The sequence below is a fragment of the Enterococcus sp. DA9 genome (assembly GCF_008000875.1).
In the GTDB taxonomy this organism is placed as follows: domain Bacteria; phylum Bacillota; class Bacilli; order Lactobacillales; family Enterococcaceae; genus Enterococcus_B; species Enterococcus_B lactis.
The window spans coordinates 1,958,349-1,981,649 of record NZ_CP042839.1; the positions used below are offsets into that span (position 1 = coordinate 1,958,349).

General features: G+C 34.6%; 25 protein-coding genes, 1 tRNA gene and 5 pseudogenes. 14 read left to right on the forward strand and 17 right to left on the reverse strand.

Annotation, left to right across the window (positions count from 1 at the left end):
* The first annotated feature begins 134 nt into the window (after positions 1 to 134).
* From FTX43_RS10330 to FTX43_RS10340, 3 genes are read left to right on the forward strand one after another with little or no spacing between them, the layout of a single operon-like run.
* Positions 135 to 488, forward strand: coding sequence for a helix-turn-helix transcriptional regulator (locus tag FTX43_RS10330; protein WP_002306577.1), 354 nt, complete (start codon positions 135 to 137; stop codon positions 486 to 488).
* Positions 466 to 1,143, forward strand: coding sequence for a type 1 glutamine amidotransferase domain-containing protein (locus FTX43_RS10335; protein ID WP_002291929.1), 678 nt, complete (start codon positions 466 to 468; stop codon positions 1,141 to 1,143). The genes FTX43_RS10330 and FTX43_RS10335 overlap by 23 nt, the downstream gene beginning before the upstream one ends.
* Complete coding sequence (locus FTX43_RS10340; protein ID WP_002291928.1) at positions 1,144 to 2,067, forward strand: NAD-dependent epimerase/dehydratase family protein; 924 nt, start codon at positions 1,144 to 1,146, stop codon at positions 2,065 to 2,067.
* A gap of 80 nt (positions 2,068 to 2,147) precedes the next feature.
* Here the strand turns inward: FTX43_RS10340 and FTX43_RS10345 are convergent, their stop codons facing one another.
* The 5 genes and pseudogenes from FTX43_RS10345 to FTX43_RS10360 form a co-directional block, all read right to left on the reverse strand.
* The gene (locus FTX43_RS10345) at positions 2,148 to 2,540 is read right to left on the reverse strand and encodes a VOC family protein (RefSeq protein WP_002291926.1); all 393 of its coding nucleotides are present in this window, start codon (positions 2,538 to 2,540) and stop codon (positions 2,148 to 2,150) included.
* A 109-nt stretch (positions 2,541 to 2,649) separates the two neighbouring features.
* Positions 2,650 to 3,440: pseudogene (locus FTX43_RS10350) on the reverse strand (TraX family protein).
* Positions 3,441 to 3,832: 392 nt separating this feature from the next.
* Positions 3,833 to 4,067 (reverse strand): annotated as a pseudogene (locus tag FTX43_RS15425) (hypothetical protein).
* A 159-nt stretch (positions 4,068 to 4,226) separates the two neighbouring features.
* Positions 4,227 to 4,487 carry a hypothetical protein gene (locus tag FTX43_RS15430; protein ID WP_033606565.1) on the reverse strand — a complete coding sequence of 87 codons (261 nt, stop codon included), beginning with the start codon at positions 4,485 to 4,487 and terminating at the stop codon, positions 4,227 to 4,229.
* A 181-nt stretch (positions 4,488 to 4,668) separates the two neighbouring features.
* Positions 4,669 to 5,082 (reverse strand): Hsp20/alpha crystallin family protein, encoded by a 414-nt coding sequence (locus FTX43_RS10360; protein WP_002291922.1) that lies wholly within the window; start codon positions 5,080 to 5,082, stop codon positions 4,669 to 4,671.
* A 191-nt stretch (positions 5,083 to 5,273) separates the two neighbouring features.
* On the opposite strand from FTX43_RS10360, the gene FTX43_RS10365 reads away from it, so the two are divergent.
* On the forward strand, positions 5,274 to 5,912 hold the full coding sequence (locus tag FTX43_RS10365) for a hypothetical protein (protein WP_002291921.1): 639 nt from the start codon (positions 5,274 to 5,276) through the stop codon (positions 5,910 to 5,912).
* Positions 5,913 to 5,992: 80 nt separating this feature from the next.
* Here FTX43_RS10365 and FTX43_RS10370 read toward each other — a convergent pair whose 3' ends face one another.
* Complete coding sequence (locus FTX43_RS10370; protein ID WP_002306582.1) at positions 5,993 to 6,478, reverse strand: hypothetical protein; 486 nt, start codon at positions 6,476 to 6,478, stop codon at positions 5,993 to 5,995.
* A 137-nt stretch (positions 6,479 to 6,615) separates the two neighbouring features.
* Positions 6,616 to 6,831 carry a DUF378 domain-containing protein gene (locus FTX43_RS10375; RefSeq protein WP_002293281.1) on the reverse strand — a complete coding sequence of 72 codons (216 nt, stop codon included), beginning with the start codon at positions 6,829 to 6,831 and terminating at the stop codon, positions 6,616 to 6,618.
* Positions 6,832 to 7,441: 610 nt separating this feature from the next.
* On the opposite strand from FTX43_RS10375, the gene FTX43_RS10380 reads away from it, so the two are divergent.
* The gene (locus FTX43_RS10380; protein WP_002336433.1) at positions 7,442 to 8,227 is read left to right on the forward strand and encodes a glycerophosphodiester phosphodiesterase family protein; all 786 of its coding nucleotides are present in this window, start codon (positions 7,442 to 7,444) and stop codon (positions 8,225 to 8,227) included.
* A gap of 289 nt (positions 8,228 to 8,516) precedes the next feature.
* Here FTX43_RS10380 and FTX43_RS10385 read toward each other — a convergent pair whose 3' ends face one another.
* The gene (locus FTX43_RS10385; RefSeq protein WP_002293286.1) at positions 8,517 to 9,404 is read right to left on the reverse strand and encodes a peptidylprolyl isomerase; all 888 of its coding nucleotides are present in this window, start codon (positions 9,402 to 9,404) and stop codon (positions 8,517 to 8,519) included.
* A 184-nt stretch (positions 9,405 to 9,588) separates the two neighbouring features.
* Here FTX43_RS10385 and FTX43_RS10390 point away from each other — a divergent pair.
* Together FTX43_RS10390 and FTX43_RS10395 are read left to right on the forward strand one after the other, a co-directional pair.
* A pseudogene (locus FTX43_RS10390) lies at positions 9,589 to 10,427 on the forward strand (lysostaphin resistance A-like protein).
* Between the two features lie 195 nt (positions 10,428 to 10,622).
* Positions 10,623 to 11,435, forward strand: a complete 813-nt coding sequence (locus FTX43_RS10395; RefSeq protein WP_002336432.1) for a hypothetical protein — start codon at positions 10,623 to 10,625, stop codon at positions 11,433 to 11,435.
* A 245-nt stretch (positions 11,436 to 11,680) separates the two neighbouring features.
* Here the strand turns inward: FTX43_RS10395 and FTX43_RS15435 are convergent.
* A pseudogene (locus FTX43_RS15435) lies at positions 11,681 to 12,013 on the reverse strand (Spx/MgsR family RNA polymerase-binding regulatory protein); the annotation flags it as partial.
* A 155-nt stretch (positions 12,014 to 12,168) separates the two neighbouring features.
* Here FTX43_RS15435 and FTX43_RS10405 point away from each other — a divergent pair.
* The 3 genes from FTX43_RS10405 (at position 12,169) to FTX43_RS10415 (ending at position 15,763) form a co-directional block, all read left to right on the forward strand.
* On the forward strand, positions 12,169 to 12,675 hold the full coding sequence (locus FTX43_RS10405) for a cysteine hydrolase family protein (protein ID WP_002306591.1): 507 nt from the start codon (positions 12,169 to 12,171) through the stop codon (positions 12,673 to 12,675).
* 168 nt (positions 12,676 to 12,843) lie between these two features.
* Complete coding sequence (locus tag FTX43_RS10410; protein ID WP_147607043.1) at positions 12,844 to 14,757, forward strand: alpha/beta fold hydrolase; 1,914 nt, start codon at positions 12,844 to 12,846, stop codon at positions 14,755 to 14,757.
* Between the two features lie 4 nt (positions 14,758 to 14,761).
* On the forward strand, positions 14,762 to 15,763 hold the full coding sequence (locus FTX43_RS10415; protein ID WP_002313716.1) for an alpha/beta hydrolase: 1,002 nt from the start codon (positions 14,762 to 14,764) through the stop codon (positions 15,761 to 15,763).
* A gap of 243 nt (positions 15,764 to 16,006) precedes the next feature.
* On the opposite strand, the gene FTX43_RS10420 is transcribed toward FTX43_RS10415, so the two are convergent.
* Positions 16,007 to 16,213: a DUF3955 domain-containing protein gene (locus FTX43_RS10420; RefSeq protein ID WP_002306600.1), complete on the reverse strand. Its 207-nt coding sequence runs from the start codon at positions 16,211 to 16,213 to the stop codon at positions 16,007 to 16,009.
* Positions 16,214 to 17,055: 842 nt separating this feature from the next.
* Complete coding sequence (locus FTX43_RS14970) at positions 17,056 to 17,205, reverse strand: hypothetical protein (RefSeq protein WP_002293298.1); 150 nt, start codon at positions 17,203 to 17,205, stop codon at positions 17,056 to 17,058.
* Positions 17,206 to 17,367: 162 nt separating this feature from the next.
* On the opposite strand from FTX43_RS14970, the gene FTX43_RS10425 reads away from it, so the two are divergent.
* The 3 genes from FTX43_RS10425 (at position 17,368) to FTX43_RS10435 (ending at position 19,413) form a co-directional block, all read left to right on the forward strand.
* The gene (locus tag FTX43_RS10425) at positions 17,368 to 17,859 is read left to right on the forward strand and encodes a flavodoxin family protein (RefSeq protein ID WP_002293299.1); all 492 of its coding nucleotides are present in this window, start codon (positions 17,368 to 17,370) and stop codon (positions 17,857 to 17,859) included.
* A 242-nt stretch (positions 17,860 to 18,101) separates the two neighbouring features.
* The gene (locus FTX43_RS10430) at positions 18,102 to 18,302 is read left to right on the forward strand and encodes a cold-shock protein (protein WP_002293303.1); all 201 of its coding nucleotides are present in this window, start codon (positions 18,102 to 18,104) and stop codon (positions 18,300 to 18,302) included.
* A gap of 523 nt (positions 18,303 to 18,825) precedes the next feature.
* Entirely contained in the window at positions 18,826 to 19,413 is a 588-nt protein-coding gene (locus FTX43_RS10435; protein ID WP_002320081.1) for a hypothetical protein, read from the forward strand.
* A 222-nt stretch (positions 19,414 to 19,635) separates the two neighbouring features.
* Here the strand turns inward: FTX43_RS10435 and FTX43_RS10440 are convergent, their stop codons facing one another.
* The 4 genes from FTX43_RS10440 to FTX43_RS10455 form a co-directional block, all read right to left on the reverse strand.
* On the reverse strand, positions 19,636 to 20,001 hold the full coding sequence (locus tag FTX43_RS10440) for a TIGR02328 family protein (protein WP_002306607.1): 366 nt from the start codon (positions 19,999 to 20,001) through the stop codon (positions 19,636 to 19,638).
* 77 nt (positions 20,002 to 20,078) lie between these two features.
* Positions 20,079 to 20,324 carry a helix-turn-helix domain-containing protein gene (locus tag FTX43_RS10445; protein WP_002306609.1) on the reverse strand — a complete coding sequence of 82 codons (246 nt, stop codon included), beginning with the start codon at positions 20,322 to 20,324 and terminating at the stop codon, positions 20,079 to 20,081.
* A gap of 69 nt (positions 20,325 to 20,393) precedes the next feature.
* Complete coding sequence (locus FTX43_RS10450; protein WP_002306610.1) at positions 20,394 to 20,648, reverse strand: hypothetical protein; 255 nt, start codon at positions 20,646 to 20,648, stop codon at positions 20,394 to 20,396.
* A gap of 156 nt (positions 20,649 to 20,804) precedes the next feature.
* Positions 20,805 to 21,128: a hypothetical protein gene (locus FTX43_RS10455; protein WP_002306612.1), complete on the reverse strand. Its 324-nt coding sequence runs from the start codon at positions 21,126 to 21,128 to the stop codon at positions 20,805 to 20,807.
* A gap of 172 nt (positions 21,129 to 21,300) precedes the next feature.
* Here FTX43_RS10455 and FTX43_RS10460 point away from each other — a divergent pair.
* Positions 21,301 to 21,374 (forward strand) — tRNA-Ile (locus tag FTX43_RS10460).
* A gap of 513 nt (positions 21,375 to 21,887) precedes the next feature.
* On the opposite strand, the pseudogene FTX43_RS10470 reads toward FTX43_RS10460, so the two are convergent.
* Positions 21,888 to 22,390: pseudogene (locus FTX43_RS10470) on the reverse strand (isochorismatase family cysteine hydrolase).
* Between the two features lie 39 nt (positions 22,391 to 22,429).
* A complete protein-coding gene (locus FTX43_RS10475) occupies positions 22,430 to 23,239 on the reverse strand; it encodes a Cof-type HAD-IIB family hydrolase (protein ID WP_002306615.1) in 810 nt (269 codons plus the stop codon).
* Positions 23,240 to 23,301: the final 62 nt, after the last annotated feature.

A 23,301-nucleotide genomic window follows, 5' to 3' on the forward strand; every position in this document is an offset into this window, starting at 1 on the left:
TTTTTACTTGCTTTGATATTTTTTTCTGAAACCGTCAAATCATAAAGAAGATACTTTTCTGAGCAAAGGAATTTACATATTTTACCAAATATGGTTTAATGGTTTAAACATATAAACCAAAGAGGTGAGCTACAATGATTAGACATGATCGTTTAAAAACAGAACTAGAATCATTGAGTGGTTTTTTAGCAGCGTTAGGTGACACAAAAAGACAATTGATCTTGATTAGACTATTAAATGAAAAAAGCTGTCATGGTTTGCAAGTAGGAGAACTAACTGACGATACAGGTTTATCAAGACCAGCAGTATCACACCACTTGAAAATTTTAAAAGACGCCGATTTATTAGAGGTCAGAGAAGAAGGAACTAAAAATTTTTACTATCTAAAACACGAAAATAAAAATATATACAAATTAAGAGATTTTTTGAATGATGTAATAACTGAAATAGAGGAGCTAAAAGACAGTGAAGAAAATTCTGATCGTTGAAACAAACGTCAATCAATATAAAGGAACAAATAAAGCTACTGGGCTTTGGCTAGGAGAAACAGTAGAATTTTTAGCAGAAATCTATAAATATCAGTTTGAAGCTGATTTTGTTAGTCCGTTAGGTGGCTATGTGCCGATTGATCCTAGAAGTATGAAAAATCTAGATTCTGATGTTATGGACATTTATTCTAATGCAACATTTATTGAAAAAGGTTTGAGGAATACGTTGTCTCCTGCAAACGTAAAGAGTGAAGATTATATTGCTATTTACTTTACCGGAGGACATGGTGTGATGTGGGATTTTCCAGAAAATAACGCATTACAAAAAATAGCGAGTGATATTTATGAATCAAATGGCTATGTATTATCTGTGTGCCACGGTATAGCAGGTTTATTGAATATCAGACTTGCTAATAATGACTATTTAATAGCAAATAAAAAATTGACTGGTTTTACTAAAACGGAGGAACGATTAGCGATGAAAAGCAAAGTAGTTCCTTTTGATAATGAAGAGATGACTGTAAAGAGAAAAGGACATTTTATCAAGAAGCGTTTCTTTAAGAGTCATGTGGTAAAGGATGGACATCTGATTACTGGACAAAACCCGTATTCAACAAGAGAACTAGCACGAACATTCATCAAGGAGGTTATCTAAATGCAAACAGTTATTGGTAGTAATGGCCAAATTGGATACGAATTAGCAAAAGAACTCAATCAAACGTACGGGAAACAGTTGCGCTTAGTTAGTCGAAATCCGAAATCAATCAACGATACAGACGAACTAATCTCAGCGGATATTTTAGATCGTGAGGCAACTATTCGTGCTGTAGCAGGAAGTGAGATTGTTTATTTTGCTGCAGGATTACCGATGGACTCCGAACAGTGGAAAACAAAATTTGAAATCATGTTAGAAAATGTCATACAGGCTTGTAAAGAAACAAAGGCGAAATTAGTTTTTTTCGATAACACTTATATGTACGAAAAAAATGACACGGAACAATTTGAGGATAGCAAATTTATTTATGATGGTATCAAATCCACTGTTCGAGCTAAAATGGCAGATCGGCTAGTGACTGAAATGGAGAATCCTGACATCGATGTGATGATTTGTCGCGCTCCTGAATTTTATGGACCTAATAAGACGCAAAGTATTACAAACAGTTTATTGTTTAACCGAGTGAAAGACGATAAGACTGCTTTGGTACCAATTTCTGATCAAACTTTAAGGACCTTGATTTGGACACCTGATGCTAGTAAAGCCATGGCACTTTTAGCAAATCATCCTGACACTTATAACCAAACTTGGCATCTACCTTGTGATGTAAGTCGAACATATGAAGAGATGATAAAGTTGATGGAAGAAAAGTTGTGCAAACCGGTAAAATATAAAGTGATCAAACAATGGATGTTTGATCTTGGTTCTATATTCAATAAAAATATGCAAGAGCTAAAAGAGTTACTACCTAGATATCATTATGATAACAAGTTTAATTCTGATAAATTTAAAAAGAAATTTCCAGATTTTGAAATAACAACATTCTCCAATGCGTTAGACGAATTATTCAAATTAGAAAAGTAATGCTACTCGAGAGAAAAAGCGATAGTTGCCATCCACTAAATATGGAAAGTCAACTATCGCTTTTTCGTTTTATCTCATGACTAGAATAACAGTTGCCAAGTAAAGCCAAACTTGTCAGTCACCCAGCAAACTTCCGTATACTTTTCGTAATTTTTTTCATGCATCATTACGGTTCCGCTATCTTTTAATGTATTAAATGCCTGATCAAATTCTTCCTGATTATCTACTTCAATCAAAATGGTAGATGCCCAGGTGGAGACAGGCGCAGGGAAATCTTTTGACATATCCAAAAATCCAATTACTTGATTGCCTAACTTAAGTTCACCTTCAAGGATAAGATCCGATTCCTCTTTGCTCGCATCCCCATACCGATTCAACTTAGTGATTTGGGAGTTAGGAAAAGCTTTGTGATACCAATTGATTGCTTCTTCTGCTTGACCATTATATGTCAAAAACGGTAATAGTTGCTTCATCTTTTTCCCTCCTGCTTCCTTTTTTGAGATCGATTGCAAAGCGATTGTAACATGGAATGGGTAAAAAAGACTAAAGACAGGAACTGAATCGAAATGGTCATTCATCAGTCTAGTATTTATATAAAAAGGCAGACAGCAAATATAATAGGGCAATATGTGCCGGATAAAAAATATAAAAGAAATATTTTATTCCTTTTCCTTTTTGTCCGTTATATAGCAAGATTGGGATGATTGAAAAGATCATTATCCACTGGGTCGTACCTAAAAAGAAGAATATTCCAGCAACAATCGAAATGATGACACATTGAATGTTACGGTGATTTCTTGCTAAATAAAGCAAAGGAATCAAAAGAACCATAAAACTATTTTCTGCCAAAAGCAGTGCAGGTAAAAATGATGTAATCAGCATAAAAACAACTTTGTTTTGAAGGATAACAGGACTAGAAAATAACAACGGGATAAATAATGAGAGCAAGATTGGTAAAATGAATAAGAGAATACTTGTAACAATCTTTTTCCAACTTCCTGTATTTTTTCCCTCAGTGAAAAGATCGATTGCATACATCATGACCGTACCAATAAACAGATCTCTGAAAATGTTATTCATTAATACTACTTCATCATAATGAACGATATTACCTAAAAATAAGTAAAAAAGGCCATAAGAACCATTGAGAGATAAAGCCGCTGCATATATTTCTTTTTATCATGTGTATGTGAGAAGCCTACAACGCTTATAAAAAAGAACAAAGTAGCAACTGGTCTACCAAACCAATCCAGCCAGTCGGGGACACCAAACGGATAAAACATTTGATGAATGTGATCGACAAACATCAATGTAATCCCTAAAATTTTCAAGTCAAAGGTAGAAAGTCCTCTTTTCAAACGAACAGTATTCAAATTTTCCCCTCCTAATGATTAAATAAATGAAACAAGTGACAATCACATTATTAATGAATTGAAGTAAGAAATACAATCGAAAAGTCGAACATTTTTGTCATGTGAATCACTGCAAAAATCAAAACAAAGTAGAAATTATCTTTGGAATATCAGAGAATGAGGGGGGAAAATAGTATGTAACTATAATTAAATGATGTAAACTTATAATTTGCAAATAATTTCTATGCCAATGTATCACGAACCTAAAAGTAATCTAATTTGTCTAAACGTTTATATATAATAAAAATGTGCGAAATACCGCACTTTTTTATCTTTTTATTTGGTTTTAATGCAAAAAATCAAGTTACAAGATAAATTAGTTGGGACAAACGTGTTTATACATTATTTTTTATTCAAAAAAATAGCACAATGGCAAAGAACATAAGTGAGAGCATAAGCCCCAAGGAATGACTAAAAAGAAAAGCAGAATCACATGCCATGTCATCCTAAATTTCTTCCAGAAAATAAATAAGCGGAAAAAAGGGAAGAAACAGCAAAACATAGATCCAGCACCATTTCCCCCCTTTTGAAGTAACATAAAACAATAAACATGAATGTGCAGGGAAGTAAAAATAAAGCTTTACTCATAGCTAACAAAATACCAGCTCCTTTTATTCTTTATCCCTCACATTCAAAGAGTAACAATGGTATGTACTTAATAATAGAAAAATGGATCAACTTGTATGAATATCAAATGAAAAGTTCTACGCCAAAATAAAAAACTTCCAGCCAATTTTGACTGGAAGCTTATTTTTTTCTGAAATATCCTAACACACAAATGAAAAAGATGGCCGAAGCTAATAAACCGATTTCGTAGTAAAACAATGAAATACCAGAGTCATAATAATAAAAGCCTCTGATTTTATGGATAAAATAAATCATCGGACAAGCAGATAAAAGTAAGTATTTGTTCGGTTTTTTGAATAAGTAAAAGAAAATACTGGTCATTATGATGAATGGTATCCAAAATAAAAGTTTACTTAAGACAATCAAATGATCAACTCCCATATTTTTTACCAAGAGAGATCATACCATCTTTATCGCCAAAACAAAATATTTTTTTGTATCGTTTGAAATTTTAATTAGGATTATTGAATTAGTTCTGAATAACTATAAATTTCAATTAGAAATCACTTGTTCTTATCAAAAATAAAAATATCGCCTCTCATTTATTGAGAGGCGAAAGTTCTTAGTTTAACTCAATTTTTTTCGTTTCTTTTGGATGATGCGCCGTTTTAGGTAATGCTAATTTCAGTACACCATTTTTAAAGGTTCCGGTGATTTTTTCTTCATCAACATCAGGAAGATAGAATGAACGTTTGTAAGAGACCGAATGTCTTTCTTTCCGTACATAGTTGCCATTTTCTTTATCTTCCGTATGGGACTCGTGGTTGGCAGAGATCGTCAAAGTATTGTCTGAATATTCAACTGTCGTGTCTTCTTTGTCACAGCCAGGCATATCAGCTGTTAGTTTGTATTCTTTTTCGTTTTCAACTAAATCTACTTTTGGATAACTTGAAACACCTAAAAAATCATTGAACGCTGGACTAAACACATCATTGAAATCAGGGAACATGTCGCGAATGCTAGGTACATTTGCCATTTTTGATCATCCTTTCAATAGAGTATTTTTTATTTATCCCTATTTATGTAATAACTCTATTTTGAAAAAAATTCAAGTATAACGATTGTCTTTGTGAATGTTTCATCTAGTGAATTACAAAGGTTATCTTTCTAATTTGAGAAAGGGTTTGCTAGAATAATAGTAAGAAAATAATTTAGAGAGGAGAAAATATGGCAAAAACCACAAATCCCTATTGGCGAGAAGAAAGCAGAATCTATCATTTAGAATTAGAAATCGCTAGGACAAGCAATCCACAAAAGAAACGTGAACTCGGCTATCTTTTAGAAAAAGAAAAAACAGCTTTGCAGCAACGAAAATGGCGAGATCGAGAAGCGCGAAATTACCAAATAAAAACGATACGTAAAACCCGTAGAAGAAAAATCGTCTATTACACATGTTGTATAGCAGGAATCATCATCGTGTCATTTTTTATAATAAGCAAATTCTTTTACCCAAATGTAGAAAAATTGGATTTAGAAAACCATCCGGCGACTAATTTTATTACACAACTGACAAAAAGCGAAGTAGATACCACAAATTTAACAAGAGAGCAAGTAGAGAAGTGGGCATACTATCATTTGAAGTTAGAAGATCCAACTATTGTAAGCGCTAACCATTATTGGTTTGACGTTCGTATCAATCAAGTTAGAGAAGTAGAAGTAGATATTTTTATGGAAGAAGTAGCTGTAGCAAACTATGTAGTTGACGCAAATGGTCACTTATATCGTATGACTGCATCTGACAAAAAAATGGTGGCGAATAAATGGGACGTACCAGAGAATTTTGAAATAGAAAACGCGAACGATTGAGATACTCGTTCGCGTTTTTCAAAATAAAATAGCGTTAAAACACACAATGAACAGACAGAAATGTGAAATTTTCTATATCATCAAAACGGTGTGCCGTACGCATCAGTAATCAAGATCACTCCATCGGGGGAAACTCGATAGAAACCGACACTTCCTGATCCTCCTTGGGCACGAGTCTGCTTGCTAGAAGTCGTGAACAAATAATCTTGATCGATTTTTTGATAAAAGCTAGTAACGATATCTTCACTTTGTAATTCGGAACGATGGGCAATAAGAAATAGAAGTGCTTCATCAGAGTTTTCCAATGGAAGAGAAGGTTCAGTTCTTTCTTGCATTTCAGATGTTGAAGAAATGGTAGACGACTGAATGCTTGATTGGCTATATTGAGAATCTACATTATTAGTAGAAGTATTAGTAATGGAAGCAGTAGAAGTACTTTTAGTTGAACCGACCACAGGTGTTGAATTGGTTAGTGAAGATTCATTGATAGAATTCTTTGTAGCATTTCCACAGGCTGAAAAAAGTAGTACAACCCCTAACAATCCTACGTAAATCCCTTTATTCATGATGGTACCTCCTAAAATAGATTATCTTGATTCAGTATACCACTTTCCATGTGGAATCAGATGACTTCAAATAAAAAAACCTTCCCACTAATGGGAAGGTTCATGAAGATAATTGCTTTTTTAATAATTATAGCTTTCTAATATCTTTCATCAACTTTTCTAGTAATCATAGGGAAAAATTTCAAGCAGTAAATCGCACAAATACCTACGATGATATAAATGATCTTCGCAAAAATAGTTGTTGAACCACCAGCAATCATAGCTACTAAATCAAATTCGAACAAGCCTACCAACAACCAGTTCAGCCCTCCCACAATCAATAAAGTTAATGCAATAGCATCTAAAGTTTTCATTAGAATTCTCCTTTCTTAAATGATAAAACAATTATATATCAAAAAGAAAAACATTGCTTATATAACGCTCAGGGATTTTAGCAAATGATGCAAAAAGAGGAAAAACAAGTAAAGGTATCGCAGATAATGCCTTCAATCAAAAAAAGAAATAGACTTACAAAACGTCTGATTTTCAACATTGACAGTCAGAAATACTTGATGAGCTCCGATGAGGGATGAGGAATGACTTGCGGACTCACTTATCCATAAAATAAACGATAGCCTTCTCGAAAACTCGAGAAGGCTATCTGACGATTCAATATTCATTAATTTAAAGTTTCGGTGACTATTACTAACTATTACTTATTTCTCATTTAAACGATGTATTCCCTAACCTCTAATACATCCTTGTAACTCTGAAGTTACGCCAGTTTTGAATAAATTTCATAAAAACAAATGAAAAGTGTCGCATAAAAATATCTTTCGTGTTTCTTTAGTATAACAGAACAAGAAGAAAAAGTCCATAAGGGATATTTTTAGCTCGTTTTAAAATAACTTTTTAAACAGGTTTAAGTTTGCTATACTTGTTTTTGAGGTGATTTGGCAAGTGAAAAAAAAGATTGGAATAGTAATGCTATTCACTGTTTTATTAACAGGATGTGTTTCATTAGCAAATAATTGGTTGGAACATGAAGGTACTTACTTAGTGGCTCATCGTGGCGCACACATTATTGCGCCTGAGAATACGGTGGAGAGTATCCATCAAGCAAAAATATTAGGCTACCAAGCAGTCGAGATTGATGTTCGGACAAGTAGAGACGGCGTGAATTTTTTGATGCATGATGACACATTGGATCGAACAACAGATGGAACGGGGAAACCAGATACATACACGATCAAACAACTAAAGAAGTTTAATTTAGATACGAAAAACTATCCAGAATACGTAAATAAAAAAGTTAAGATACCTACTTTTGAAGAAGCCGTAAAGGAAATCAAAAAAAATAACTTGATTGTCAACGTGGATGGTTCAAAAGGAAACTGGCAGGATGAACATTTTGTTAATGACATCGTAAACACGCTAAAACAAAATAGTGTGTATGAACGTTCATTTTTTGTACTGACGGATAAAAAGATCCGAGACGAAGTCGTAAAGAATCATCCTGACTGCACAGTATCTTGGTTATATGACCAAAAAAATAAACTTGAAGATGAGATTGAACAAGTAAAAAGTTATAAAAAAGCGTTGCTCTCACTATCTAATGATGCTGCTACAGAAGAAACAATCAATAAACTAAATAAATCTGGAATCGAGTATCAAGTGTATGGGGTAAATGACGTTAAACGATTTGAAGTGTTAAAAAAATCATCCGTTCCAATCGTAGAAACGGATGAAATCAATCCTAGTGATTTATAAACATAATATATTCATTTTATGTAATTATTCATCTTTATATTCATTTTTGAACCTAGGTCGTCAAGTTGACTTAGGTTTTTTTATATAGCATGTTCATAAATAAAAAAACTTCTTTTTTATTTTATATTGATATGATTGTGATAAATTCAGTTACTTGTTTTGGTATGGAACTTGTTTTGGTATGGAAAAAAATAACCCGCATGAGGTCGTGGCAGAAGTGTTCATCTTTAAGAAATAAGAAGTAATTTCCGAAACTTGCTTGCCACATCCCCAATCGGGTCAAACTTGTTTATTTGAATATATTTTTTACATAAGGATCTTTAATAGTTACATTGTCTTTTTTCATCACTTTATGGATTGTTTTATCCATGAATTCCGTATCAAGGGTTTTTGTTTCCGTGGCGATTTTTTCTAGCTCTGATTTGTATTTATCTTTATTGGCACCTTTATCCTGTTTTTTTACCATTTTTACTAGATAATAGCTTTGCTGATAAGTCGTTGGATCTGTTACAGGAATGATATCAGAAACTTCCCCGTTGTTTAATTGAAATGCTGCTTTTTTTACTTCAGTAGGAATCCCTGGATTGGTTGAATCAAAATTCATTTTTCCATCAGTTTCCTTTAGTGTTTTATTTTTTCCATAAGCTTGAACAAGCTTGGAGAAATTTTCCCCTTCATTTACTTCTTTTTTTGCATTATCTGCTTCTTCTTTAGTCGAAAATGGGATGATCTGTGTACTAACTTCTGGATGGAATTCTTTCCAAGCAGTGTCTAGATCTTTATCTGTTAATTTTACATTGGCTTTCAAACCGTACTGGAAAGCCAGCATCTGTTTCAAAAGTTTCTTATATGTCTCTTCCGTTTGGCCAACTGCTTTTAATTGTTCTTTGTAGTTTGGACCAAGTTTTTTGATCTGTTCATTATATTCTTTTGTTATTTCCTTTGAAGAAATCTCTTTTCCGTATACATCATCAAATGCTTTGAAGACGATCATTTTTCTTAATAGTGTTTGATTGTTTGATTTAACTTTTGGGTTATCATAAAAATCCTGAACTGTAAGTGTTCCACCTTTAAACGTTGCAATTGTTTCATTGGACTTGCTACAACCTGAGAATAGCAAAATAGCAAATGCTGAAAGGCACATAATCAGTAGTTGTTTTTTCAAAAAATTTCCCATCCTTTCCTTATTAAAGACAGTCTAACAGAAGAACCAGGCAGACAGTCTTTCATTTTCGTAAGGTTGCTGTAGACATTCTTAGTTCGTAAAAATCTATTCTCTCTATGATGGAGAACATTTACATAGTTTTCACGAGACAAGAAAGAAAAGGGTTATTACACTTAATATAAAGGAGGGATGAAAGATGATCAGGATTATTCGATTGATTGGCTCTGTTTTAATAGTCTTAGTTGGTTTTGTTTTAGGAATTCTTGTCAATAATGCACTTGCGGATATGTTTCTTGGAGACAGTGAATGGATTGGAGCAATTGCTGGTACGGTTGGACATTTAGTTGTTTTTTTACTAGCTTTATTTCTTGCTAGTAAGATAGAAGGGAAAAAAGTGGAAGATTATGGTATTTCTGGACGAGGAAAAGACTGGGGGTATTTAGTGGGAGGTCTCGTTGGTGGAATTGGAGTGTTTCTGCTTATTACTAGTCCATTATATTTGATAGGGGCGTATCGGTTAGATTCAGGAAACGCAAATATTGTGCCGCTGATCACGAGTTTTATTTTATTTATTGCAGTGGGGTATCCGAAGAGCTTTTATTCCGTGGCTTTTTTCAGCACCAGCTGCTTAGATTTGGTCCATTAATAGCAATGATTGGATCTGCTGCATTATTTGCTCTTTTACACGGATTGAATCCTAACATGACATTTCTGGCAGTTTTCAATATCTTTTTAGCAGGTTGCTTTTTCAGTGCACTTATCTACAGTACAGAAAGTTTATTTACGGCCATCGGTGCTCACATTACTTGGAATTGGACACAAGGAGTTATTTTAGGTATACCAGTCAGCGGAACGTAAGAACAAGGTTTTTTCTCCACTCTGGTCCAATCGCAAAACACAATAATTACTGGGGGAAACTTTGGGGCTGAAGCGTCTATATCGACTACATTATTCTTGTTAGTCTTGATTGTTGGTTTGTTACTCTATGCATATAAAACAAAGCGAATGAAGAAACATACTGCTGTTTATCAATAAAAGATGAAGAAAGCAAGGCTGATATCGGTCTTGCTTTTTTAAGTCTTTCATTGATTAAACGAAAAAGTAAACAGATTCAAACGAATACACGACATCTTTTGTTAAATTTTCACAACTGACTGTCGTGTTCTCATCATTTTCATTTTATATAATTCCTTTATCAAATAGAAGGTTATTATATGGAGAGTGATTGAAATGAAGAAAACAGCGACCGTATTATTTGTTATTCTTGGGCTAAGTATAATTGCAGCAATGATTGGAATCAGTACTTCTGCAAATGAACGGACAAATGAAAATCTTTCATTTACTGTGAAAACTGATCGGATCGTTTATGACGTGACACAACAAGTCATTACTATTCCGATCAAACCAAATAAAAGCGTGAATGCTAGTGATATACATGCTGTTTTAACATATGGTTGGGATGGTAATGGAAGTTCAGAAAAGGTTATTGGGGAAGTTTATTTAAAGGACGTACAATGGACCGCTGGTATTGAGTATACAATAATGATTTCTGCAGAACTATCGATTGATGAGATCAAGAGTAAAGATAAAGTTGATTTGATTGTTTTTTATGATGGACAGATGACGATTACGGAGAATTTGAAACCAAGTAGTTGGACAGTTGTTGGACCGTCGAGCAGTACGGATAGTACGAGCAGTGAAAGCAGTACGGATAGTACGAGTAGTGAAAGTAGCACAGGAAACACAAGTAGCGAAAGCAGCACAGGAAAAGTAAATAATGAACTTGATTTGGTACCTATCATACCAACTAAGGAACAAAAGAGAAATGCAGGGAGCAACCTAAAAAGTGTGCTAAAACAGTCTGATTTTGTTTCTCGTGGAATTGATCATCAAGAAAAAGCGAAAGAAACAGATAAGAGAAAAAGCGATTTACCAGAAACTGGTAGTAGAACCATAAACAAGCTAATTACATGGATGGGTGTGTTACTCATTTTGATTGTAGGAGCAAGCTATTTTCGTTCTCTCTTCCATCGAGTGAAATAAAGAATAAAAGCAACAGATTTAAAATTGAATAAAACGATAGATTTTTGAGTGAATATTTCATTCGAGAGTGCTGTATTGCCTGGCGAAGTTGTAGCTTTGCCAGGTTTATTTTTGTTTACTAACATATTTGAGAAACAGGAAATAACAGGAACGCAAAGATTATTTTCTTTAAAATCAACAAGATGACCAGAAAGCAAGAGTTCGTTGAGCTCTTGTTTTCTTTTAGTTTTAGGAAGGAACATCCTGATTTTATCTTCGCTAAATCCAGTCAAAAGTTTTGCAGGTTGGTCGTAGATAATCGGTTTTTTCAATAAAGAAGGGGACGTACGAATCTCAATATATAGTTCACTCAAACTGAGCTCATCTATTCTGTGAACAAGATTTTTATAACTAATAGAATGAGTAGAGGGCATTTCGGTCACGCCATTGTTTGTCAATTTTAGTAAGTGGATAAATTCATTTTTGGTTAGTGGTTGACGAATTAAGTTCTGTTCGATAAACGGTATATCATGTGTGATAAGCCAACGTTTTGCGCGTCTAGAAGACGAGCAACTAGAACCTATATATAATTTAATCATGATACATTCCTCCAATAGCTAAATATTTATGAAATAATAACATGAAGAAATAGTCGAAAAGTGCCATTTATAGGTGTAAAATAAGAAATTGTTGTCACGTATAAAGGAACTAACTAGATAAGAAATACTATTAAATCAAGAAAGAAGGCATACGTATGTCAAACACAGCCGACGCATTCGTAGTGATCGATTTACAAAAAGGGGTATGTTTTGATTCTTCGACGATACACGGATTAAAAACAGTGACAGCATTAGTGAATAAAAGAATCAAAGCATACGAAACGATTGGAAAGCCAGTTATTTTCGTTCAACACGAAGATGATCAATTAGTACCAAAAACAAAACCATGGGAGCTATTGTCGGAATTATCTATTCCTGAACACAGTTATTTTGTGAGAAAAACCCATGCGAATTCATTTTATAAGACTAATTTGAGTATGTTATTAACTGAATTGGACTGTCATTCGATCGAATTATGTGGGGCGCAAACAGAGTATTGTATAGATACGACTGTGAAGTTTGCTCATGGATTAGGATACCAGCTTATGATGTGCAGAGGAGCAGCGACGACTTATGATCATCCTTTTATGAAAGCAAAGGAAACAATCGCTTTTTACGAGAATATTTGGGATAAACGATTTCTGACATTTTTGGAGCAATAAGCTGTTTCATCGTTTAAAGAAAAGCAGAATGGATACTGGTTTATCCATTCTGCTTTGTTACGTAAATTGAGAAAATAATCCTGTTCTATTTTTATGGGATAAACCGTTTGTTTTTTGTATAAAAAATGTTTGCGTTTACATATAATTCTCCTAGAATCATAAAAAGGAGTGAATCGATTGAGAACAAAACAAGTGTTAAAGGGAGCGTTGGTCGTCTTATTTGCTGTAAGTACAAACGTCCCGCAATGGTCAGTATATGGAGAGAGTATCTTTTCCGAATCGGGATCTAGGGAGGTCGAAACCACGGAAACAACTGATGCTAGAAACGAAACGAAATCGAGTACTTCACAAACAGAAACAAGTACTGAAACAACGGCTGAGACATCTGTTACTAGCACAGATCAAGAAACGACCGCTACCACAGATAACCAACAAACAGATGAAGCAACAGCTACAAAAACGCCAAACGACAAATCCTCTTCTGCTAAAGTAAGTGACAAAGAGAATGGGACAGAAAATGATGATATCGGTAAAGGCGAAAACTTCAATGGTAAGAAATATCTTAATTACTTCGGTAAACAGATGACAGATATACTTAATGGACCAGTAGATGAAATTAACGCACGACTAATAGGTTTAGTATTAAGTGAGCTTTTTGGTAAGGATTATGGTGTAGACAAAGAGATTATCAAACATCTGATTGCTACTTATCTATTGTATGATATCGCTTTTTCTAAAAATAGTGTGTTGATGTCAATGCTTGGAGGTACAGATGATGGTACGACGCCTACAGAAAACACAGGCTTCTATCCAAACACAAAACAACTTCATCAAACTGTACTAAACAAACAAGACGGCAAAATGATGGATGTGTATGCTTACTATGTCGACCAGGGTTCAGATAAAATAGTCATGATCCATGGCGGATTTAGAGGGAATTGGAATAATGGGATCGTTACAGAAGAATACAATGATTTTTATAAGGCAGGGTATAATTTATTATTTGTTGATTCCAGAGCAACTGGTAACAGTGGAGGCGATAATGTAACCTATGGACAATATGAATCAGATGATGTCCTTTACTGGATCAATCAAGAAGTTCGAGAACGTCCATCTCAAAAGATCCTGCTGTATGGTGGTTCCATGGGAGCAGCTACGATGATGTCTGTATTAGCAAAAGATATCCCAGTCAATGTCAAAGGAATTATTGAAAATTGCGGATTTGCATCAATCGATGAACAACTACGTTTTACGTATAGCCAGACAGTAGTCCCTGCATTACCGCCTGCCATAAAAAATCAGTTAGACATCATTGGGGATCAAGAGCATGAAGATTTGTTTATGGGGCTTTTGAAACAATATTATTTTGATCAGGAGATGCATTTGGATCCGACAGCCGCTCTACCTACGATTGGAATGTCTGGTTCATTGCCTAAATTGATCATCCATGGAACGGCAGATGATGTAGTACCTGTGTCTAACGCGCAAAAACTATATGAGTTAGCAGGAGGATATAAAGACCTTTTATTGGTAGAAGGAGCAGGGCATGGAAAGGCACAGGAAGTTGACCATGCTGCCTACACGAAACATGTAACGGACTTTTTGAAAGTAGTGTTCCATGATCAGATAAACGTGAAATATGTGGATGAAAACAATAAAAGTCTACTCAAAGACCAGGACGAAATCCGGCTTTACGGAGCTTATGGAGAGAATTATGTGACAGAGCAAAAGACATTCGAAGGATACGAATTAGCAAATGTTGAAGGACCGACTGAAGGGGTTTTTAACGAGACGACACCAACTATTATTTACCATTACAAAAAAATCCCAGTAGTTCCACCAAAAAAACAAGATCCGGCAGAGAATGCAGACAATAAGGGAAAGGATGAACCTCGAGATGATCAATCAAGTGATGATACGCTACCGATTCAGATGACAGTGAAAGTACAAAAAAAGACAGATACAAAAAAAGGAATGTTGCCGAAAACTGGGGAAAAGAAACATTCGCTTCTCATTTATTCAGGTGGATTTTTATCTGCTAGCACGATTATCACATGGATTTGGCGAAGAAAGAGAGGGTAAATGAATGAAATGGTTCAAGCGAATAGTGATTGCAGTGCCAGTTATCATCGTAGTTATTTTAGTCACTGTATTTTTGATTAATCAAATCACACCAAAGCCGATTAGTTTGCTTGTTAGAAAACAATTTGACACAAGTGAAAAAGAACAAGTATATGCCAGACCAGACGATTTCCAGCAAAAAATCAAACAAATCGATAGAAATAAAGAAATAACTTATCCTTCAAAGTACAAAAACAATCATATGGATATCTACACACCGAAAACGGAGAAGAAAAAGTTGCCCATCCTTTTCTGGATGCATGGAGGCGCATATGTAGGAGGGGATAAAAACGATTGTCGTGATTATTTGGAATACCTATGTTCAGACACGCAGCAGATCGTCGTAAATATCGATTATGAACGATCACCTGAAGCAAAGCATCCTACACCAGTTATCCAATTGAACGAAGCCATTCAAGCAGCCAAAAAAGAGATAAAAGAGCAAGCGGATTGGTCGAATATTTCGATTGGTGGCGATTCAGCAGGCGCACAAATTAGCGGAGAGTATTTGTTAGCACTTCAAAACGAAGAAATCAAAAAAGCCGATCAACTTGATCCAACTTTGGAGAACAAGCAGATCACAAAATTTGTTTCTTTGTCTGGACTACTAGACCCTTCTGCATTTACCCAAGTAAGTGATAAGATTTCTAGCTTTCTTTATGCAAAATGTGGATGGGCTTATTTTGATAGTAAGAACTTTGAACGTTTAGAAGACGTCAAACATTTAGCTTTAGCAAGACATGCAGACCGTTGGACGCAAAAAACATTCTTGACGGATGGGAACACAAATACGTTTACGAAACAAATGGAACAAACAGCTTCTGCATTTGAAAAAGTAGGAGTGAAAGTCACAAAAGTAGACTATACGAAGAAAAATGTTGTCTTGAACCATGAATATCAGTTTGATTTTAGTAATAAACAAGCGCAAGAAACATACCAAAAATTAGTAGCATTTTTCAAGGAATAAACGCTCATGATGTAAAAGAGGATGTGAAGAAACTGCTTAGTTCCGAGTCAGAAGGAACTAAGCAGTTTCTCAGGTTTGATGAATAGTGGGACTGGTGACTGAAGAGCTTGTAGGTACCGTGTATCAGTTCTCGCGAAAGAGACGTCCAGCCTATTGTCAAAAGATTGTTTATGGAAAATATTTATTCGGAATAAGGAAAGGTGATATGTTTTTTTTACGGTCTCTTTTACGTAAATTTTATAGTCAGATTTGTTGTTTCGATCGTTTAAAAAAGGCAACAAATCCGAATCCAGCGGAGGCAAAAAGGGATAAAAGACCGAGCGGTAAGCAAAAGAATGCTGGTTCTACTAATATTCCGTTGTTATTGATATAAGGCTGGGAGCAAAGATGAATAGCAAATAAAATCAATGCACTAGCGAAAAAAAGCAAAGAAATATGAATAGCTTTCATACGCAGCACCTCCTTTTTTTATAATTATAGGATAGATAGATTAAGAATTCATAAATGTGTCAAGTTTGTTAGAACGTGAACAAAAAATACCATCCATCTATCATAAGTAAGTTTGGAGCAAAGTTATCTCATGATAAATGAAAAAGGATTCATCCATCATATAGATAGGAAGTTCATTAGTATATGTCTAGACCAATAATGAAAAATATGAGAAAATAATAGAAAAGGTTTAGGATACCCCCCAAAAAGAATTTCCCCAAAAAATCGATGTATCCTAAACTTTTTTATTTTACATAACAATCATAACAACTGTGAAATAAAATTACAAACGATAACCTAATATGTATTCGAAAGCCAGTTTTATCCGGAGAATGCTTGATTCATCAAATATTTATTTTTATTTTTTAGAAAATAAGAAACAAAACTAATAAAAAAAGAAAAAATAAATTTTTTCCCTACTGTATACTATCCTTGTTATCGCATCTAATAAGTCACTCGAATAATACCAATACAACCTTCTCCAAAGATGTGATAACATACGTTCTAACCCACCGACTATTGATGTTCTGTACCACCCTTACAGAACCCGAAAAGCCACTACCAAATATTTGGTAATGGCTTTTTAGGTTTTAATGGATTTTTTACTTTTTCTGTTATAGTAGGATTCTTCCTTTTTTAAAAAATATTTAGTTGATTGAGTCAGTCGAATACAATCGTCAATTAGATGGAGGGTTGTCAGAAGAGAAGAAGTTATTGAAAACACAAAACGCACCTACTGTTATCATCCAGTAGATGCGTTTAAAGAGAAGAACGAGAATCGTCCATATGAGGGTTTCCACTCCTTATGCAGATTTTTTTAATTCTTGCACTGCTTGTTCGATCGTAACACCTGTTGCTACATGATTGCTATTTTCTTTGTCAAAAACGACAAAGAGATTCAAATCTGTATCCAAGGTTACTCGATATTGTATATCTTTGTTATAGAATGTCATAGCCATTCTCCTTTCTTTAAATACTTGCTGAAAGGCAACGAACACGTTGATAACGAAATTCCATTTATAAGTATATCACCAATTGAAAGGTTTTCATAGTTAAGAAAGTTTAAAGTCAAAATTTAGCAATCATGTTGTAAAATAAAGTGGGGAGGGAACACAATGACAACTATATTTATAAATGCAAGTCCAAACAAAGAAGGTATGACTAGTAAGTGGGGAGCGAAAGTTCTAGAAGGAATAGATTATGAGAGGATCGATCTTGTAGATTTTCATATTGCTCAATTAGGTCAAGTCAAAGCTAATGATGATTTTGATGCCGTTATGGATAGATTGGCGAAGGCGAACTACGTAGTTATTGGTACACCGATTTATTGGTGGGATATTAGTGGACTGCTTAAAACGTTTATTGACCGTTGGACAGAATTATTCCAAATCGGACTTGATTCAGAAAACGCGCCATTGCACCAGTTACCAGTACTATGGATCGTCCAAGGAGCAGCGCCAGAAGAAGCCATACCAGGCATAGAGAGAATGCTAGAAAATATTAGTAAACGATTCATGATGGATTCACAAGGAATACTATATCAAAAGAAACAAATCTCTGAAGCAAACAGACAACTTAAACAAATGCTAGTAGATAAAAACAAATAAATGGAGAACAATAGGCGGCTCAAACGCGGTTATCCAACTTTTTTATCGATTCGAAGACAATAAATTTTATATTTCATTGCATTATTCTTGTGTTATTAGAAAAAGCATGATATATTAAATAAGTAATCTATTTTGAAACGTAATTTGAGCGATATATCTACATAGATAAAACTCCTTTTGCCTATCAAATATTTATTGCAACGAAAAAACGTACATTGATACGTATCAGGAGGAATTTATTTATGAATAACGGTACAGTAAAATGGTTCAACGCAGACAAAGGTTTTGGCTTCATCACTGGTGAAGATGGAAATGATGTATTTGCACATTTCTCAGCTATCCAAGGCGACGGTTTCAAAACTTTAGAAGAAGGCCAAGCAGTGTCTTACGATGTTGAAGATGGTCAACGTGGCCCTCAAGCAACAAACATTGTTAAAGCTTAATAAAAATTGACTTTTAACCGTCTTTTCTTTCGAAAAGACGGTTTTTTTTGTACGAAGAAATTCATCAATCGTTGAATAGGCGGAAGGATGTTTTTCTTGGTGCTTTTTTGCTTCGTCCTTTGCTTTTTCATTTCATAGCTGTGTTTGTTTGTCAATAGGTATTTTCGAGAAGTATTTTACATAAAGTGGTGTATCGATTATTAAAACAATAAAAAAACAGATAAACTATTACTTTTGCATAATTATTTAAAGAAAATTAAAACGAAAAAGCCTAATAGTAGTAAGATTTTAAAAGGATTTTTTTGTTTTTAGATAACGATATTTATTTGATTAATTTTAATTATGTCTTTTATTTTAAATGTATTGAGCTTATTTTTTATTTAAAAATAACTATGTTATGTATTATGAAAGTTATAAGAGTTTTTAAATAAAATTTAAGAACATTTAGAAATTATTAAGCTTTAACTGAAAATAAAAAAACGAAATGTTATTATTTTAGTCTGTTTTCAGGGGGGATAATCTTATGATAAAAAAACTATTTTTACTATCAACATTAACACTAGCAATGGCAGGTTGTTCTACAACCGATTCGGCAACTGAATCAACAACAGAAACAACTGAAGACACGACAGAAGAGGTAAAAGTTGAGACGATCACAGAAGCCGAAGTCGACGAAGCACGGGAACGCTGGGCAGAAGCAATCATAAGTATCGGTACAGCAAGCGAAGAAGGCATGGAGGAAGCAACAGAAAAAGCAGAAGAAGTCATCGAGACATTGTATGCATACGACGAAGGTGCTGTGCTTTTTAAACCAACTAAAGCTGCAGAGTTACCATTCAGGGCAACAAAAGAAGAAGCACTTTCTTATTTCGTTGGCGGTGATATCAGTGAAGATTCTGGTTTTGCGTTAGAGCCTTGGACAGACATCCGCTTCGACAATCATGAAACGATCATCGATACGGATTCAGCAATCGCATCAGGAGAATATTACTTTACTTCTGGGAAAACGGGTGATGAAACAAAAGTAGAATATACTTTCGGATTTATACGTGATGACGAAGGTAACCTGAGAATCAACTTGCACCATTCGAGCTTACCCTACGTTGGTTAAGACTTTTTCGATGAGTGAAGAGTAGAAGAGTTTTTCATGTTATATTAGAGCGTGAGACAAAAGTAAAGAAAAACTTTTGTCTCACGCTCTAAACATGTGTAAACGGCGGAAGCAGAAGCAACTCCTTCGGAAATAAGCTGAAATTCACAAAGATTTGAAAAGCAATTTTCGTGAATTACCTCTTATTTCTTGGAGTTAAACGCTTCTATCCCAGCCTCTTTTTTAGGTAAGATAAATTCCTTTTTGCTCCAAATTTGCTAAACACTCTGCTAGATACACTTCATCATGTTCCGGATAAATCGGAACGCTACGTTCTACAGTAGGCAAATCAAAAAATGCTTCGCATGATTTGCCACGGTACATAGGATCTGTCCATTCAGGTGCTGGGCTGTAGCCACGCTTTTCCATTTCGTCCATGACAAGTTGATGATATTGAAATAATTTATAAGGAGAATAGTGGAAGACATAATCTACAGTAGCGTGTTTCTTTCCCCAACCATTTCCTCTTAACGCACAGCATTCTCGATGTTGTCCTAAAAGCTGCTGACGAGGAAGCTTTGAAATCAATTTTTCATGCCATAAACGCATAGATACATCTCCTTTTTGTACATAGTTTGTTCACTTTAAACATTAAATGAAAAAACCAGCACAATAGCTGGAAAAAATCATTTCAGTTTGCTTGCTGTTTCTGAGCGACCAATCAGGTAGTCAACGGAAATATCGTAAAAGTCGGCGATGTAGATCAATTCAATGATACTTGGAATTTCTTCCCCTTGTTCGTATTTACGATATTTGAATAAAGGAATACTTAACGCGCTAGAAACAGCTACTTGGGATAAAGATCGGCCAGTTCTTAAAAAATTCAGACGACAACGTAAAGTATCCAGTAAAATAGCTTCTTCGATACTCATTTAATCACCTTTCATCATAATAGGATAGTTGTAATGACCATAGAAAGCTACACAAGCAATCAATAGGACTCAATGTTTTTTATTTAAACGTATCAAATAAAGAATGACGATTAATAGAGACAAAACCAACCCTGATAATTCTTCTACAAAAACACTATCAGGTTCAAAGTAGTTGTAATTAAAAACCTTCCACATAAAATAAATAACCGGAAGAGTCAAAACAGCTAAATAAAGCCGTTCTTTGTTCCAATGCATAAGATAAAAAATAATTGCGATCAGGACGACCGAAGGCAACCAAAACAAAACTCTAACCAACGTAATCATGTAACGGACTCCTCAACGTTTCTTCTAATAAAAGATAACATGTTATTGCATACATCACAAATGAAATGCTAGGAAAATCAAAGAAGAATAGACCGATGAAAAAGCGGAACAGCTCTCTGCTCATACGCGAGAACTGTTCCGCTAAATACAAGTTATCTATCTAGAAAAAATCAATGGATTGATATTTAAGTAATTCAATACATATAAAAAGAGGACGATTGCATTCATTAAAAAGGAAAGAATGATGATCCCGTAACGAATAGAAACATATTTAACAAATATTTCTGTCTGGACACGTGCATATTTTTTTCCTTTGTAGCTGATTATCATGATGAGAAGGAGAAGGGTGATCACACCTTGGAAAATCATTCCAACAAACAGGACTTCTGAACTTTGATGATTGTATTGGAGAAAGTAAGCTGCTGCCGCAACCAAATCGAATAAAATCGCAATAAATGGCAAAATAATCACTCCTAGCATTGAGAATTTTTAAAAGAATAGCATTTCTTCTAAAATAAGCAAGTAAAAAATAGTCAAGTTTCAAGTCAAGTAAATAAGAATAAATATATCATATTATTTATATTTTGAAGCTTGTGAGCGTCTATAATTCGTGCTATAGTTAAAAAGTAACTAAAATATATCTCATGATGATGTACCTTTAGCTCAGTTGGTTAGAGCAGACGGCTCATAACCGTCCGGTCGTAGGTTCGAGTCCTACAAGGTACATAAGAGGTTGTGAAAAAGCTGCCCTGCATCAACTAATAAGAACAGCCAAGTAAAAACAGCTTCTTATGTTTTTAACTTGGTTGGACTTATTACCGCAGATGCAAGCTTTTGAACACCGTTTAAGGAAGAGGTTGTGAAATAAGCGTTTTGACCTGAGTATTAGAGAAACAAACGGAAAAATAGTTCCTCATATTTTGCCGTTTGTTAAGCTAATACCGAGAGTCAGCTGATTGAACACCATTTAAGAAAGAGGTCGTGAGCCTACCGTTTAACTCTGAGTCACAAGGAGCAATTTCAAAAAACAGCTTCCCATGTTTGTTGAATATTGTGACTTGTGACTGAGGAGTTGGCAGGAGAACACTGTTTACCAAGGTGTCATGGAAAAGCCAATATACTTTTGTAGAAAAAGCACGTAAGACTGAAAACAGTTCTTCGTGCTTTTTCTTTTTTATTTGCTTGCTAAATGATAATAGAACTTATATAAAGAATAGACTGTAGCATACGTGTGACTGTCTATTTTTTAGGTTCAATGATCGAAACATTGAAATCTTTCAGAAGTTCCAACGCAGATTCTCCATGTTTTCTACTAGAAACTAACGTTGGATCAACAAAAAAGTCAGCTTCAGGAAACGCACTCTGCAAGCCTATCAAATTAGAGAGCACACATAAGTTTGTTTCGATCCCAACCACTTCGATCTCTTTTTGTTCTTCTTTGCTTTCAAACAAAGTCTCCTTGATTTCAGCTAAAGTTTCAGGGGGATCGTAAAGTAATACTTTTTGATCACTCGTTCATTTCCTTGGGAAGAAAGAAGAGGGATCAATTGCAAATCTTCCCGTTCCTCTTCTTTGTCCTTCAGTTCGACTGGAATATCCCGTGTGAATAGAATATATTCTTTGTTTTTGCGTGCTTTAGCTAATCGTTTAGCAATGCGTTCCGCCAATTGGTCTGATTCTGGAATATAAAATTCGCTATTTGGATCAAGAATATGATTTTGCATATCGATAATAACTAACATTTTCTTTCCTCCTACGTTCATGACGTCATTTTTTTATTTTCAATAGAAGTTTTTTAAAATATAAGCAACCCCAGCTTCCTCATTCGTCAGTGTTACTTGGTTTGCAATTTCTTTTACTTGCCGCTGTGCATTCCCCATCGCAATACTCAACCCACTATAATTCAACATAGCAATGTCGTTTTCTTGATCGCCAAAAGCCATGATATCACTCGACTCGATTCCAAGGTAATCCGCCAGAAAAACAAGTGAATGAGCTTTAGTGATACCTGTAGGCGTGATTTCTAAGAAATGCGGATCAGAGAATACTGAATTGATGCCGTCTGCTTGCAGATCTCTTTGTAACTTCTGTAGTTTTTCTTCACTCTTATCTGTTAACGCTAATTTAAGATAGCTAAGAGAAGGATCTTCTAACATACTTAAAATTTGATCAAAAGAATGATTCTGCAGATTAAAATGTTCATAATAGGGGTCGTCTTTGACAAGATTTGACTCATCGAATGTCAGCTGATCATCTTGGGTTTCTCGGCTGGCAATAATTGAGATTTTTGCTTCTTGAGCATAGAAGAAGGCTTTTTTCAGAGTATCGATATCTATTTTCGAACGTCTGAGAACCTTTGCCATCTTTCCATCCTTCATTTCAGCAATCAGCGAACCATTGGAAGAAATCAAATAGCCGCCGATCCCTAATTCGGAAAAAATATCTTTAGCAGAAATGCTGTTCCTTCCTGTAGCTACTGTTACGATTCCGCCATTTTCATCAAATTTCCGAAGTGCCTGGATATTTTCTTCTGGTATCTTTCCATTTCGATCAAGCAAGGTACCGTCTAAATCAATCGCTGCTAGTTTCATTTTATCTTCCTACTTTCTTTTTACATATCTATTTTCCTGTTACCTTAAGATTAAATGAGAAA